This is a genomic window from Kribbella sp. NPDC050281 (genome assembly GCF_040655855.1).
Taxonomy (GTDB): Bacteria; Actinomycetota; Actinomycetes; order Propionibacteriales; family Kribbellaceae; genus Kribbella.
Genome location: NZ_JBFAKS010000033.1, coordinates 68,619 through 81,355 on the forward strand (window position 1 = coordinate 68,619; position 12,737 = coordinate 81,355).

Genomic DNA, 12,737 nt, shown 5'->3' on the forward strand with positions numbered 1-12,737 from the left:
GATGCGAATCGGTGTGATGTGACGCACAGCCACGATGAGATGAACGCCGAAGAGGCGACCTGATCGAGAGCCGAAGGGGGACGGCGAGTGCTCACGCCGGAGCCCTGCAGCGTCAAAGAGGGACGTGAAGGGGACGCTGCAGACACAACGAAGCCCAGGACACTGGCGTGACCTGGGCTTTTGTGCGCCGCCAGGGACTCGAACCCCGAACCCGCTGATTAAGAGTCAGCTGCTCTGCCAATTGAGCTAGCGGCGCTTGTCGTGCTTTGGAACGATGAGGATCGTAGCAGGGCGGCGGGGGAGATGCGAAATCGGTTAGCGGGTGAGGATGGTCATGGCGGCGTTGTGGCCGCCGAGGCCGGAGACGGCGCCGCCTCGGCGGGCGCCGGAGCCGCAGAGGAGGAGGTTGGCGACGTCGGTTTCGGTGCCCCAGCGGCCGGTGTCGGCGTCGTCGGTGGCCCAGGGCCACTGCAGGTCGCCGTGGAAGATGTGGCCACCTGGCATGCCGACGGATTCCTCGATGTCGTACGGCGTCTTGGCCTCGATGCAGAGGTTGCCGTTAGCGTCGCGGGCGATGCAGTCCTCGAGCGGCTCGGCCAGGTAGGAGTCCAGGCCGGCCAGCACCCGGCGAGCCGCCTCGGCCCGCGCCACATCGTTGTCGGAGGCAAACAATCGGGCCGGGAAATGAACCCCGAACACGGTCAGCGTGTGGTGGCCGGAGGCAACCAGCTCCGGCGAGAGGATCGACGGGTCCGTCAGCGAGTGGCAGTACACCTCCGACGGCGGCGTCGACGGCAGCGCCCCCGAAGCAGCTGTTTGATAGGCGGACTCCAACTGGCTGTAGTCCTCGTCGATGTGGAACGTCCCGGCGAACGCCCGCGCCGGATCGTCGCCCGACTTCAGCGCAGGCAGCCGCGACAGCAGCAGATTGATCTTCAGCTGCGACCCCTCAGGCTTCACAGCGGAGTCACGACCACGCAGCGCATCCAGGGTGGCCGGAGCGACGTTCGACAGCACGTAGGAGCAGTCGACCGACCGCTCCCCGTCGCCACCCAGCCAAGTGACCGACCCGCGTACGCCGTCCGCCTCGACGGACGTCACCGACGCGTTGGTGACCAGCGACGCACCGGCCCGCCGGGCAGCGGCGGCCAGAGCGTCCGTCACCGCACCCATGCCGCCGACCGGCACCCGCCACTCGCCGGTGCCGTTGCCGATCAGGTGGTAGAGGAAGCACCGGTTCTGGATCAGTGACTCGTCGTGTAGCCCGGCGAACGTCCCGATCACCGAGTCCGTCGCGACCACCCCACGCACGGTGTCGTCAGCGAACCGCCGCTCCACGGACTCACCGAACGGCCGCTCGATCAGCTCGTCCCACAGCGCGGCGTCGACCCGGGACCGCATGTCCGCGGCCGACTGCAGCGGCTCAAGGAGAGTAGGCGCGACGGCGGCGGCCAGTGAGCCCACTGAGCCGTAGAACGCCGTCCACGCGTCGTACTCGGCGTCGCTCCCGGTCAGGGCGGCGAACGAGGCGCGGGTTGCCGGGCCTTCCGGTCGTTCGACGAGGAGACCGAGGTCGCGGCCGGAGCGGCGTACCGGGGTGTACGACGCCACCGCGCGGGACCGGAGGTCGAGACCGAGGCCCAGGTCGGCGACGACCTTGTCGGGCAGCAGGCTGACCAGGTACGAGTACCGCGACAGCTTGGCGTCGACGCCGGGGAAGACCTGCTGGCTAACCGCGGCGCCGCCGGTGTGCGGCTGCTGCTCGAGGACCAGTGTGGTCAGGCCGGCCTGAGCCAGGTAGGTGGCGGCGACGAGGCCGTTGTGCCCGCCGCCGACGATCACGACGTCGTAGAAGTCCATCATCCGACCGGCCAATCGAGCTTGTGGTACGCGGCGTCCCAGAACATCCATTCGTAGCGGCAGGTTGTGGCGAAGTGCTGATGACATCGTTCCCGCTCGGAGGCGCTGACGTCCAGACCATCCGTCACAGCCAGCACCGACTCGACGACGGCATCGAACTCGTCCGAGCCGTACGTCTCGATCCACTGCCGGTAGAGCGGGTCCGGCGACGACCGCTTCAGCAGTTCGCGGCCGACGTCGCGGTAGATCCAGTAGCAGGGGAGTACGGCGGCCACGGCCTCGGCGTACGTGCCCGTTGCGCAGACCGCGGTCAGATAGGACATGTACGCCGTTGTCGTCGGTCCGGACCCCGCAGCGTCGACATCGGCCGCGGAGATGCCCAGCGAGCCGAGCAGCGAGGTGTGTAGCGAGCGTTCGACCGCGATCGCGTTGGCGGCGTGCAGCGCGAACATGCTGACCGCGTCCTCGTCGACCGCCCGGCCGGCGACCAGGCTGAGTGCGCGCGAGTAGGCGCGCAAGTAGTGACTGTCCTGGACGATGAAGTAACGGAACGCGTCGTGGTCCAGGGTCCCGTCGATCAGCCCGGTGATGAACGGATGCCGGACGATCTCGTCGTACATGGAAGCGCCACCGCGGTCCCACAGCTCGCCGGAAAACGTCATCCCAACTCCCTCGCCGTCGACTGCCACCGACCTTATCCACAGCACGCGATCCGGACACGAGACGTAGGTCACTCGACCGCTCTACGCTGAGCCATGACGATCCAGGGGGAGCGAGTCGAGGCGCCGCCGGATACGCCGTTGCTGCGGCGGATCCGGGCGTCGGTGATCGGGGACGACCAGGTGATGCCTGGCCCGTATGGTCTGCGCCGGGTCACGTACGCGGACTACACCGCCTCCGGGCGCGCGCTCACGTTCCTGGAGGACTTCATCCGCGAGGAGGTCCTGCCGCGGTACGCGAACACCCATACCGAGTCCAGCGGCACCGGCCTGCAGACCACTCGCCTGCGTGAGGACGCCCGCCGGATCATCCTGCACAGCGTCGGCGGCGACGACGAGACCGCCCTGATCTTCTGCGGCTCGGGCGCGACCGGCGCGATCGACAAGCTGATCGGCATCCTCGGCCTGCGTATCCCGGCCGAGCTGGACGACACCTACCACCTGACCGACCACATCCCGCGGGACCAGCGACCGGTCGTGTTCATCGGGCCGTACGAGCACCACTCCAACGAGCTTCCGTGGCGTGAGTCGATCGCCGACGTCGTCGTGATCAGCCAGGACCACGACGGCCACATCGACATCCCGCAGCTCGAGCAGAGACTGATCGAGTACGCCGCCCGACCGCTCAAGATCGGGTCGTTCTCCGCGGCCAGCAACGTCACCGGCATCGTCAGCAACACGCAGCGGGTCTCGGCCCTGCTCCATCAGTACGGCGCTCTGTCGTTCTGGGACTGTGCGGCCGCGGCGCCGTACGTCGAGATCGGCATGTACGCCGGCCGCGACGTCGACCCGCTGTCCTATAAGGACGCGATCTTCCTCAGCCCGCACAAGCTGATCGGCGGTCCCGGGACTCCCGGCGTACTGGTCGCCAGGCGCGAACTGCTCCACAACCGCGTCCCCGACGTACCCGGTGGCGGCACGGTGCGGTACGTGAACCAGTTGGAGCATCGCTACATCGACGATCCGGTGCATCGGGAGGAGGGCGGCACGCCGGCGATCATCGGGTCGATCCGGGCCGGCCTCGCGTTCCAGCTGAAGCAGGCGGTCGGCATCGACGTGATCCGCGCCCACGAGGACTCGTACCTGCGCCGCGCGGTCGAGGCCTGGAAGAGCGAGCCGAGGATCCAGATCCTCGGCAACCTGGACGCCGAGCGGTTGTCGATCGTCTCGTTCGTGGTGAAGGCGCCTTCCGGGCGGTTCCTGCACCACAACTTCGTGGTCGCGCTGCTGAACGACCTGTTCGGCATCCAGTCGCGCGGAGGGTGTTCGTGCGCGGGCCCGTACGGCCACACCCTGCTCGGGATCGACCTGGTGCAGTCGCACGAGTTCGAAGAAGAGGTCATGCACGGGTGCGAGGGGATCAAGCCGGGCTGGGTCCGGGTGAACTTCAACTACTTCATCTCGGAGGCGGTCTTCACCTACGTCGTCGAGGCGGTGAAGCTGGTCGCGCGGGACGGCTGGCGGCTGCTCGGTGACTACCGCTTCGATCCCACGAACGGGTTGTGGCGGCACCATCGCGGCGCGGTCGAGCCGCCGCTGCGGTTGTCGGAGGTCGGGTACGACGCCGATGGGACACTGCGCTACCCGCGCCACGACCACACCGCGCCGGAGTCGGCTCTGCAGGACTACCTCGCCGAGGCGCGGGACCTCCTGTCCACCTGCCAGGAGGAGAGCAGCCATCATGAGGGCATGGTGAACTCCGAGTTCGACCACCTGAGGTGGTTCGACCTCCCGTCGAGGTGTTTGAGCCCCTGATTAGGTGGTGAAAACCTGGAACGCGTTCGCCGGGGCCGCCTAGTTCGCGGCCTCCAGGATTGCGGCGATCTCGTCGTACCCCCGGCTGCGCGCGTGCTGGAGTGGAGTCACGCCGTCACCGTCGGGCAGCGACGGGTCGGCGCCGGCGGCGAGGAGGATGCGGACGATCTCCTGCCACGGCTCGGTGCCCTTGCCGAGGATCACGGCCTCGAGCAAAGCGGTCCAGCCGAGGTCGTTGACGTGGTTCACGTCGATCCCGGTCTGTACGACGCGGCGGACGTAGTCGACGTGACCGCGTTCGCTCGCCGGGATCACCGAGATGCCGCCGAAGCGGTTGCGGAGCTTGAGGTCCGGGTTCGCCGGGAGGAGGGTCTCGAGCATCGCCACGCTGCCGGTGACGCCGGTGACGAGCCACGCCGAGTCGCGGCGGTCGTCCTGCGTGTCGGGGTCCGCGCCGAGGCCGACCAGGAGGCGGGCGACGTCGACACGATCGTTCAGGGACGCCAGCAGGAGAGCGGTACGCCGGTGGTCGTCGCGGGACTCGAGCGGCGCTCCCGCTGCCAGCGCGGCGGCGGCCTTGTTCGCGTCGCCTGCCGTGGCTGCGGCGAGCAGTGCGGAGGCTGCGGAGGTCGGGCGCTCGGTAGTGAGTACGGCGGTCACGGCGGTCTGACCGAGCTTCTGTGCACCTTGCACTGGCGTTGTTCCGTCGCGCTCGGCGGGGCGGTCGCGGTCAGCTCCCGCGGCGATGAGCAGGCGGACGGTGTCGACGTACTGCGGGGTGCCCTTGCCAAGGAGTACTGCCTCGTGGAGGGCGGTCCAGCCGAGGCGATTGACGTGGTCGACGGCCACACCGGCGCGAAGCAGGCGGGCGACTACCGGGGCGTGACCGCGTTCGGCGGCGCGGATCAGCGCAGTACCGCGGTAGCTGTCGAGGCTGCGGACGTCAGCGCCGTGCTGGAGGGTCAGGTCGAGCAGGTCGAGGTAGCCCTCGCTGGCGGCGATCAGGAAGGTGCTCTGCACGGTGTCGTCGACCGCGTTGACGTCGGCGCCGGCGGCGATCAGTCGACGGGCTCCGGCGACGTCGTTCTTCCAGGCGGCGGCGATGAGTTGGGTGTCGAGAGTGTCGTCGGTCGGCACGGAAGAGGTCCTCGGGGTGAGCTGAGCGGTCGGGGTGAGCTGACCAGGGGTCTGCTGAGCGGTCGGAGTAGGGGCTGAGGCGGCCGTGCAACCGGTGGCCGCCGTCACCAGGATGACGGCAGCTACGGCGATCGGGCGACGGCGGGTCATCGGCGCGGCGGGGTCAGGGCGACCACCTGGTACGGCGGGAGCCCGACCGGCACGTCGAACTTGCTGTCGACCAGCAGCAGCCGGCCTTGCGCGAGCTTCGCGGTCGTGAACACCCGGTCCGGGTCCGTTGCGGTCGCGCTCACCAGCTGCGCCGTACGACCATCCTGAGACAGCCGGAGCGTGGTCAGCACCTTGGAGAAGTTCCGCACGACCCAGAGCGTGCGACCGTCCTGCACCAGACCGTCGGCGTTGACCAGGTCCGCCGTACCGCTGCCGATTGTCGACACGCGACCGGTCCGCAGGTCGAACCGCCACAGCTTCCCAACGTTGCCCTGGGCCACGACCAGCGCACGACGGTCCGGCGACAGCACGATGCCGCCGAGGTTGAATCCGCTCTGGGTCGGAATGGTCGCGGTCGCGTCCACCCAGGTCCGGATCGTCCAGCGACCGTGCTTCTCGGCGACGCGGAACACCTGAGGCGCGTTGGAGTTGGTCACGTACGCCGCTCCGTCCGGCCCGACCACCACATCGTTCAGGAACGCGTTCGGTACGCCGGTGTGGAGCGCGGCCAGCAGTTTGCCGTCGCGGTCGTACACCCACAGGTCCGGTGCACCCGGGTGGTCGATGCCGTTCGGACCGCCGGCGACGTACACGCGGCCGTGCGAGTCCACAGTGACGCCGCGTGCGGTCCACCGGCCGTCGGCACCGTCTCCGCGCAACCACTCGGTGGCCGCGGCGGACCGGAGAGACCCGCGGTGGATCTCGCCACCGGTGGTCTCCGACACGTAGAACCGCTGCGTGCGTACGTCGTACCCGATGCCCTCGTACTTGGACCCGCCGCTCGCCACCGGGTCGCCGGGCAGCTCGTACGTGCTGGTCCGGGCGGACGCCAGCGGCGCGCCGACGCCGAGCAGTACGGCGGAGAGCGCGAGAGTCGCGGAGAGGGAACGGACGGACATGAGTACCTCGCATCAAGTGTCGTGGACTGTGCATCCAGCCTGGTCGACGCAGGACGCGGGTACGACGGGCGTTCGGGGACGATCGAGTAGCCGTTCGGATGATTCTGAAGCGGCCTGACCGGGCCTACCATCGGCTGGACCATGACCAATCCAGGGACCACTTCACGCGCACCGGCCTGGACTGCCGGGATTCTGGGCCACGCCGGCGGGCTGGTGACGGCGCTGCACACGGCGTTCGTCGTGCTGGTGGTGGCGTCCGCGGTGCGGTACCTGTCCGGGCACGGCTTCGGGGATCAGGCGCCGTGGGTGCTTGGTGGGGCGGTGGTGCTGCTGGCTACCTATGCGGCACATCGACTGCTGCCGAGCAGGCTGTGGCTGGCGTTGCTGGTGGCAGTCTGGTTCGGGCTGGTCCTGGTGGCGCCGTCGTTCGCGTGGTGCGCCGTACCGCTGTCGTTCGTGGCGCTGCGGGTGCTGCCGTTCTGGCCGGCCTGTGCGGTGGTTGCTGGGATGGTGGCGACCACAGTGGTCACGTGGACGCGGATGACCGACCGGCTGGACCCGACGATCGTGCTGGGACCGGTCTGCGTCGCCGTACTCGCTGTTGGAGCGTATCGAGCGCTGGAGCGGGATGCGCTCGCCCGGCAGGCGCTGCTGGACGATCTGCATGCGGCGCAGGGTGACCTGGCTGATGCGCAGCACCGGGCCGGCGTACTGGCTGAGCGGGCGCGGCTGTCGCGGGAGATCCACGACAGCGTCGCGCAAGGGCTGTCCAGCATCAATCTGCTGCTGCAGGCCGCCGAACACGAGTGGGACGACCGGCCTGCCGCGGCCCGCGAGCACGCTGCCCAGGCGGCGGCCACTGCTCGCGACGGGCTGGATGAGGTACGCCGTGTGGTCCGTGACCTGGCACCCGCGGAGTTGGCGAGCGGTCCGGGGGAGCCGGCGCTGCCAGGTGCGTTGCGGCAGACCTGTGAGCGGCTCGCCGCGCAGGCGAGTGTGGAGGTCCGCGTCCAGGTGCACGGGACGCCGGTGCCGCTTGGCGCGGAGATCGAGACCGCGTTGCTACGGACTGCGCGCGGTGCACTGGCTAATGTGCTGGAGCATGCAGCTGCGAGCACAGCCGTGGTGACGCTGACCTATCAGCCGGACGCCGTCGTACTGGACGTCCGCGACGACGGCCGCGGTCTGCCGGACCGCACTGGCAGCACGGATCCGGACCGGGGGCGAGGCCTGGCTGGTATCCGCGATCGCCTGCGTGAGCTGGGCGGCACTCTGGTGCTGGAGAGTGAACCGGGTGAGGGTACGGCGCTCGCCGCGTCCGTCCCGTTGGTGCGCTCATGATCCGGGTCGCGCTCGTCGACGACCATCCGGTGGTTCGTGCCGGGATGCGAGCGCTGGTCGAGGGGCAAGAGGACCTGTCTGTGGTCGGCGAGGCATCCGATGCGCACAGTGCCGAGCAGTTGGTCGCCGCTGTTCGGCCGGACGTCGTACTGATGGATCTCAATCTGGGCTCCGGCCCGGGCGGTGCTGAGGTCACCGCGCGGCTGCGGGCCCTCCCGGAACCACCGCAGGTCCTGGTGCTCACGACGTACGACACCGAGGCCGACATCATGAGCGCGATCGACGCCGGCGCCTCCGGCTACCTCCTGAAGGACGCACCGCCCGACGACTTGTTCCGCGCCATCCGCGGCACTGCTCGCGGTGAGGTCATTCTGGCGCCCGCGATCGCGGCCCGGCTGGTGAAGCGATCCGGACCGACGCTGACCGAGCGCGAGGTCGAGATCCTCGGCCTCCTCGCGACCGGCCGGTCGAACCGCGAGATGGCCCGCCAGTTGTTCGTCAGCGAGGCCACGGTCAAGTCCCACCTGTCGCACATCTACACCAAGCTCGAAGTCGACACCCGGGCCGCCGCCGTCGCCCGCGCCATCGAGCAACGCATCATCCGTCCCCCGTCCTGAGGAAACCCATGGAGATCGAGAAGAGACTGGCCGAGCTGGGACTCACACTGCCGGAGCCGATGCAGCTGCCCGGCGTCACGCTGCCCTTCCCCTGGGTCCGCCTGTACGGCGATCGCGCGTACGTCTCCGGTCACGGGCCACTCACGGCCGACGGGAGGCTGCCGGAACCGCTCGGCAAGGTCGGTGCGGAGGTGACAGAGGAGCAGGCGTACGACGCGGCCGCGCTGACCGCGTTGTCGATGCTGGCCTCGTTGCGCCGGGAGCTGGGTGACCTGGACCGGATCGTCGCCTGGGTGCGGGTCTTCGGGATGGTGAATGTCGCGCCGGGCTTCCATCGGATGCCGGCGGTGATCAACGGCTTCTCGGACGTGATCCTGCAGTTGTGGGGTGTGGACGCCGGGCAGCACGCGCGCTCGGCGGTCGGGCAAGCCGCCCTTCCCTTCGACATCCCGGTCGAGATCGAGGCCGAGGTCGTCATCACCCCAGGCTGAGCGGCCCGGCCGCCGTGCGGCCGGGCCTGTCGGCTATCTGGTGCCCTTGCGGGTGGTCGAGGGCTTGGCGCCCTTCGAGGGCTTGACCGCGGTGTGCGCCGGGAACTTCCAGCTCTTGCTCTGGGCCATGGTGGCGAGTTGGGCGGCGGTGAACAGCGGCTTCGCGCGCGTGTGCTTGATCCCCTTCTCGGCCGGCCCGTTGTAGCTCACGAGGCCGATGTAGCGGTCGTCGGGGTAGGACAGCTCGACGCGATTGAGGAAGACGCCGTACTGCTCGTTCCGGGCGTCGGAGTACTCCGGCTCGTCGGAGGAGGAGTACATGCTCGAGCCATCGGGGTTGGTGCTGCAGCCGGGGCCACCGCCGAAGCAGGGGTTCCCCGTACCGTCGGCGGCCAGCAGTACCTCGACGAGGGACGCGCCGTTGCCGTCGTCGACGAGGTACGACGCCGCGATGAAGCCCTCTTTCGCGCTGCCGCGGACCGTCGGTTCGGACAGCGTGCGGCCCGGCGCCGCGATGAGGCGCTTGAGGGTCTCCAGAGCCTGCTGCGGTGTCCCCGCGGCCGGCTTGGCGAGCGGAGTCGGGGTCACGATCGGGACCGGCGTACCCGAGACGGAGGCCTCGGACGGCGTACCCAGCAGCTGGATTCCGCCCGCGACGAGTCCGGCGGTCGCCAGCACGGCGCCCGCCCCGGTCACGGAGAGCAGTGTCGTACGCCGGCGGCGTAGCCGGAGTCCTTGCTGGACGCTCCGGTCGAGGAGGTCGGTGCTGACCGGCTCGAGGTTCTCGGTGGCCCGGTCCATCAGACTGGGCAGCGTGTCGTTCAGGTTGTTCATCATGTTCCTCTGGGTCAGTGGGCGATCAGCTGTACGGCGTTGTCACCCAGCACCACGCGCAGGCGGTCCAATGCCCGGGCCGTCCGCGTAGTGATCGCGCTGGCGTTCTTTCCGAGATCGAGCGCGACCTGCTCAACGCTGCGATCTTCGAAGTACCGCAGCACCAGCACAGCCCGATCCAACGGCGCCAACTCGCCCAGCGCCTCCCGCAATGCCACCCGGAGCTCGACATCGCCCACCCGTTCAACCTGCTCAGGCAGCTCGGCAGTAGGCCGCTCCGACCAACTCCGTCGTCGCCGCTGCGAGATGAACGTCCGAGCCATCGCGGTCCGCGCATAAGCTCCCGGATTGTCGATCCGGGCCCACGTCTTGAGCATGTTCGCGAGCGTGTCCTGGACAAGATCCTCAGCATGATGCCGGTCGCCAGTCAGCAGCCAAGCCGTCCGGTACAACCGAGGTATCCCTGCCCGCGCAAACTCCTCGAAGTCTTCGGTAACCGCCATCCCCAGCCTCTCGTCGACGCCTTCACCCCAGAAGACGCACCGACACGGCGGTCAGATCACACTTGGCTCAGAAAACCTTCGACAACACCCAAACACAGAACGCCAGCAGCCCCACCACAAACGTCACAACCAGCACGACCCCATACCCAAACCACACGTTCCCCGAGCTCTTCACAACCCCATCCCATCAGCCCGCACAGAAACCCAACAAACCACCCCGCCACCGCGGAACCCAACCGACAACCCCAGCCCCCGCAGATAGCCAACCGACAACCCCGGCCGAGGTAAGGGGGTGTGGGTGGCGAAGCCCCCACCCGCGGCAAGCGAAGCGCAGCCGCACAAAATGCCGAAGGCGACCCGGTCTGCGCTCTCCGCAGACACAGGTCGCCCTCGCCTTCGGGTGAGTGACGGGACTCGAACCCGCGACCACCTGGACCACAACCAGGTGCTCTACCAGCTGAGCTACACCCACCATTGCCGTCCGCGTGCGACGGCTGAGCAATCATAGCGACGATGTCCGGGGACATGAAATCGGGCCCGGACGGCCCTGTTCAGGAGGCGGGTTGGGAGTCTCCGACGGGGTCACTGAGGAGGCTGGCGGCGGCTCGGGCGGTGTCGGAATCGGGTCCGGGCTGGGGCACGAACACGGTCCGGCGGTAGTACCGGAGCTCTTCGATGCTCTCGGTGATGTCGGCCAGCGCGCGGTGGTTGCCGGTCTTGGCGGGGGTGGCGTAGTACACCCGCGGGTACCAGCGGCGGACGAGTTCCTTGATGGAGCTGACGTCGACGTTGCGGTAGTGCAGGTGGGCTTCGACCTTGGGCATGTCGCGGACGAGGAAGGTCCGGTCGGTGCCGACGGAGTTGCCGGCCAGGGCGGCTTTGCGGGGTTCTTTGACGTAGCCGGAGATGAAGTCGAGGACCTGCTGTTCGGCGTCGGCGAGCGGGATGCCGGTGGCGAGTTCGTCGAGCAGGCCGGAGGCGGTGTGCATGTCGCGGACGAAGTCGCCCATCTGCTCGAGTGCGCCTGGTGGTGGTGCGATCACCAGGTCGATGCCGTCACCGAGCACGTTGAGCTCGTAGTCGGTGACGAGTACGGCGACCTCGATCAGGGCGTCTGCCGCCAGGTCGAGGCCGGTCATCTCGCAGTCGATCCACACCAGCCGGTCGTTCATGGGCACCCACCTTACGGCGAGCGGCCGACACGTTTGCGCGCGGATGCTCGAACTCCCGGCGTGGCGTGGACCTGGAGGGCGGTCAGCGGGGTGCGTGACCGAGGTGGATGCTTCGGACGGAGAGGACGAAGAGATCGGTACGACGGCCGAGGTACTGGTCGCCGTCGGGGTCCAGAAGCTGTTCCCAGGTGGCGAGATCCTCCGGGCTCAACCACTCACCGTCCTCTGGGCTCACGTGACCGTGGCCATGGCCGTGCCCATGCGTGGGTTCGGCGTCGAGGGTGAGGCGCTCGACCCGGTGCCGGAACTGACTGACGAGGCGGTCGCGCTCGTCGTCGGACAGCGGCGCCGGCGTCTCCGTCAGGATGCTGCGCGTCGTGACGTCGCTGAGGCCGGCGCGGGTGAGTGCGTCGGTCCAGCCGTACGGCATCGGCACTGTGCCCGGGAGCGACTCACGCATCGCCTTGAACCAGCGGTCCTGCGCGTGGTCGAGCCGCAGCTCGAGTCCCGGCTCACCTACACCGAGGTCCCACGGCAGGCTGCGGGCCGGCAGACCGCTCTCCGCGAGCGCCAGCCGCCCGCCCGGTGCCAGAAGCGACGCCAGCGCGTCGACCGCCGCCTGCTGGTCGGCTGCGTGATGCACCGCGCCGGCCGCCCAGATCAGGTCCGCCGGTGCGTCGATTGCCTTGCGCAACGGCTCGGCACCGTCATCCATGGAGGCAAGCTCGCACCGGACTGCACCGGCCGTGTGCTCCCGCGCCTGCTCCAGTACGTCGGGGTCCGAGTCGATCGCCACCACGGTCGCATCGGCTGTCAGAGCTTCTGCCAGCGCCTTGGCCATCCCGCCACCACCACAGCCGACGTCCACCGCCACCCTGTCGGTCTCGCGGACCAGACTGGTCGCCACCGTCCTGTTCCAGCCCGCTTCCCCCTCCGCCGAAGCCCGCAACCGCCCAGCCTGCTCTGCCCAATCAATCTGCACCATGCCCTCAAGTCTCCGCCGACGACTGCTGCTTTCCCTCATCCATTTGCCATTCCGGCAACTACCCGCGGGCCAGAGGTGGTCTTCCCGGGCTGGACGGGAGCCTGCCCGGGGGTGCCGGGAGGTTTGGCCCGTGGTGGGGGAGATCGGGGTCAGCACGGTTGCGGCTTGCGTCTCCAGGGTGCTGTCCTGTTGGGGATTCTGGGGAGGTGAGACG

At 68.9% G+C, this 12,737-nt stretch carries 12 protein-coding genes and 2 tRNA genes; 4 read left to right on the forward strand and 10 right to left on the reverse strand.

Annotated elements, in window-relative coordinates:
* Positions 1-183: 183 nt before the first annotated feature.
* From AB0I34_RS30570 to tenA, 3 genes are all read right to left on the reverse strand, one after another.
* Positions 184-256: transfer RNA gene (locus AB0I34_RS30570), tRNA-Lys, on the reverse strand.
* A gap of 59 nt (positions 257-315) precedes the next feature.
* A complete protein-coding gene (locus AB0I34_RS30575) occupies positions 316-1,863 on the reverse strand; it encodes an NAD(P)/FAD-dependent oxidoreductase (protein WP_360451795.1) in 1,548 nt (515 codons plus the stop codon).
* Positions 1,860-2,522, reverse strand: a complete 663-nt coding sequence (gene tenA / locus AB0I34_RS30580) for a thiaminase II (RefSeq protein WP_360451797.1) — start codon at positions 2,520-2,522, stop codon at positions 1,860-1,862. The genes AB0I34_RS30575 and tenA overlap by 4 nt, the downstream gene beginning before the upstream one ends.
* Positions 2,523-2,615: 93 nt before the next feature.
* Between tenA and AB0I34_RS30585 the strand changes: the two genes are divergently transcribed.
* A complete protein-coding gene (locus tag AB0I34_RS30585; RefSeq protein ID WP_360451799.1) occupies positions 2,616-4,334 on the forward strand; it encodes an aminotransferase class V-fold PLP-dependent enzyme in 1,719 nt (572 codons plus the stop codon).
* A gap of 39 nt (positions 4,335-4,373) precedes the next feature.
* On the opposite strand, the gene AB0I34_RS30590 is transcribed toward AB0I34_RS30585, so the two are convergent.
* Both AB0I34_RS30590 and AB0I34_RS30595 read right to left on the reverse strand, forming a co-directional pair.
* A complete protein-coding gene (locus tag AB0I34_RS30590) occupies positions 4,374-5,471 on the reverse strand; it encodes an ankyrin repeat domain-containing protein (protein WP_360451801.1) in 1,098 nt (365 codons plus the stop codon).
* Between the two features lie 146 nt (positions 5,472-5,617).
* Positions 5,618-6,580: an SMP-30/gluconolactonase/LRE family protein gene (locus tag AB0I34_RS30595; protein ID WP_360451803.1), complete on the reverse strand. Its 963-nt coding sequence runs from the start codon at positions 6,578-6,580 to the stop codon at positions 5,618-5,620.
* Positions 6,581-6,721: 141 nt separating this feature from the next.
* On the opposite strand from AB0I34_RS30595, the gene AB0I34_RS30600 reads away from it, so the two are divergent.
* From AB0I34_RS30600 to AB0I34_RS30610, 3 genes are read left to right on the forward strand one after another with little or no spacing between them, the layout of a single operon-like run.
* Positions 6,722-7,921: a sensor histidine kinase gene (locus tag AB0I34_RS30600; protein WP_360451805.1), complete on the forward strand. Its 1,200-nt coding sequence runs from the start codon at positions 6,722-6,724 to the stop codon at positions 7,919-7,921.
* A complete protein-coding gene (locus tag AB0I34_RS30605; RefSeq protein ID WP_360451807.1) occupies positions 7,918-8,538 on the forward strand; it encodes a response regulator transcription factor in 621 nt (206 codons plus the stop codon). The genes AB0I34_RS30600 and AB0I34_RS30605 overlap by 4 nt, the downstream gene beginning before the upstream one ends.
* Before the next feature lie 8 nt (positions 8,539-8,546).
* A complete protein-coding gene (locus AB0I34_RS30610; RefSeq protein ID WP_360451809.1) occupies positions 8,547-9,029 on the forward strand; it encodes a RidA family protein in 483 nt (160 codons plus the stop codon).
* A 33-nt stretch (positions 9,030-9,062) separates the two neighbouring features.
* Here the strand turns inward: AB0I34_RS30610 and AB0I34_RS30615 are convergent, their stop codons facing one another.
* The 5 genes from AB0I34_RS30615 to AB0I34_RS30635 form a co-directional block, all read right to left on the reverse strand.
* Positions 9,063-9,863, reverse strand: a complete 801-nt coding sequence (locus AB0I34_RS30615) for a hypothetical protein (protein WP_360451811.1) — start codon at positions 9,861-9,863, stop codon at positions 9,063-9,065.
* A 14-nt stretch (positions 9,864-9,877) separates the two neighbouring features.
* Positions 9,878-10,366 (reverse strand): SigE family RNA polymerase sigma factor, encoded by a 489-nt coding sequence (locus AB0I34_RS30620; RefSeq protein WP_360451813.1) that lies wholly within the window; start codon positions 10,364-10,366, stop codon positions 9,878-9,880.
* 399 nt (positions 10,367-10,765) lie between these two features.
* Positions 10,766-10,838, reverse strand: a tRNA-His gene (locus AB0I34_RS30625).
* Between the two features lie 79 nt (positions 10,839-10,917).
* Positions 10,918-11,538 (reverse strand): oligoribonuclease, encoded by a 621-nt coding sequence (gene orn, locus AB0I34_RS30630; RefSeq protein ID WP_360451815.1) that lies wholly within the window; start codon positions 11,536-11,538, stop codon positions 10,918-10,920.
* An 82-nt stretch (positions 11,539-11,620) separates the two neighbouring features.
* Entirely contained in the window at positions 11,621-12,523 is a 903-nt protein-coding gene (locus AB0I34_RS30635; RefSeq protein ID WP_360451817.1) for a class I SAM-dependent methyltransferase, read from the reverse strand.
* Positions 12,524-12,737 lie beyond the last annotated feature (214 nt).